This is a genomic window from Lachnoanaerobaculum sp. MSX33 (genome assembly GCF_000512995.1).
Taxonomy (GTDB): domain Bacteria; phylum Bacillota; class Clostridia; order Lachnospirales; family Lachnospiraceae; genus Lachnoanaerobaculum.
Window position 1 is genome coordinate 1 of sequence record NZ_AZXX01000072.1, and the last position, 1,690, is coordinate 1,690.

The 1,690-nt window shown below is 34.1% G+C and carries 1 protein-coding gene and 1 pseudogene; one reads left to right on the forward strand and one right to left on the reverse strand.

Annotation, left to right across the window (positions count from 1 at the left end; translation table 11 throughout):
- Positions 1-1,179 (reverse strand): annotated as a pseudogene (locus HMPREF1495_RS08325) (ISNCY family transposase); the annotation flags it as partial.
- A gap of 163 nt (positions 1,180-1,342) precedes the next feature.
- On the opposite strand from HMPREF1495_RS08325, the gene HMPREF1495_RS08330 reads away from it, so the two are divergent.
- Positions 1,343-1,657, forward strand: a complete 315-nt coding sequence (locus HMPREF1495_RS08330) for a hypothetical protein (RefSeq protein WP_007592591.1) — start codon at positions 1,343-1,345, stop codon at positions 1,655-1,657.
- Positions 1,658-1,690: the final 33 nt, after the last annotated feature.

A 1,690-nucleotide genomic window follows, 5' to 3' on the forward strand; every position in this document is an offset into this window, starting at 1 on the left:
ATAACAGTAAATCGGAATGCAGTGTTTTTTCATTTGTTGTTTTCCGTTTGGCAATGCAGAAACATGTTTCATCCCATTCTTTAGAACCTCGTTCTACTCCGGGATAAGCTCTGAGATTCTTTTCAGGATAAACATAAATCATTCTACCACAGGAAGAAGTTGTACAGGGACTTTCACACTGACAGACACGTCTTTTGGACTTGTCTTGTCGATTGTATTCCAATTTCATTTTTGGACATACGAACTTCATTGTAGGAAGCTTGTTCTTTAAATGGGATTTACTTCCTTCACGTTTCATTGGAAGTGAAGGATCATGAGGGCAACAAGGAATACCATTTTCATTGAATGTATATTTAACATTATCCATTGAAAGATTAACTTTTAAAGGAATAAATGCTTTTTTGAAATTGAAATCTTCAAAAAGTGATTTGTAAATCTCAATGGTATCAAAGGCTGCATCACCAAGGAATATAGATGGTTTAATACCCGGATGCCTTGTTTTAAAGTCTTTTAAGTTAGGCAGTAAAGCCTTGGGATCAGCAAGAGATTTGTGTTCATCCGGAGACTTTGCTTTCTTTTCAACTACAATGTCAGGATGAGAAGCAAGATAATTCTTGTTGTAAAAATCAATGGAGCGAACAATTCTAAGTCCATTGGTAATAATACCGAACTTGTAAGCATAGCAGAAATGCCCGTTAATGTACTGCTGTTTAACCTCATGATTTGATGAAGCTGATGTAGGCATAGAGACATATACAGCCTTATAAGGGTCATAAGAACTATCAAAATTCATAGATTTTGCATAGGATTTGAGCTGCCTGATAATGCGGTTGGCGTACTTAGGATTATTTTCGGTTACATAAGCTTCAATACCTGAAGTGTCAAACAAAAGCATAGAAGCAAGGTTGTTATCAATATCCCTACATATCGGTTCAGTTATATCAACAAGCTTATCAAAAACAGCTTGTAAGTCCGATAAAAAATCCTGTTTAAAACGAGTGATTTTAGAGGCATCAGGAACTTTGGTAAAGCCGCAGAATTCTCTCAGATGTCCGGAATAATTTCATCAAGGTCAATGTGATTTTTGAGCAGAGTAAGAAACTGAGGTTTGTCAGATTCAAAAATATCTTTACAATCTTCAAAAATATCTGCCAAAGAGAGTTGTTTTTGTGATATCATAGTATTGTCTCCTTTAGGGATGTGGCATATGTTTTTTGCAAATCCATTATATCACAAACCGAGAGGAGATTTTTATATTCAGAAGCAAAAAAGTGTAGTATTTATACGGCTTTGGGCGTTTCGCAAACGCCTATTATAATTTTATTCAAAAGGAGGAAGAAAATTGAAAATTGCACTTAATATTTTTTCTAGAGCATTTATCGCATTGTATGCAATTCTGACTCTTATTGCAGTGATTGCGGAAATGAAAGAGATAGGTTTTCAAAGCATTCACTTGCTATATTTTATCGGAGCTATTTTTTTGATTTCGGCTACAGTCAAGAATCTACCATGGCTTGTATATCTTTCCTTAGTGTTAATGATTCCATTGGTAATTTTTACCGGTTATATAGTTGGAAATTTACAATTGTCTCATATTATAATTCGTATATTGATTACAGTACTGTTGTCTTTAATATACGGTTGTTCAGTTCGCTGAGTAAGTAGAAAAAATAAATTTTTTAAAAGTAAG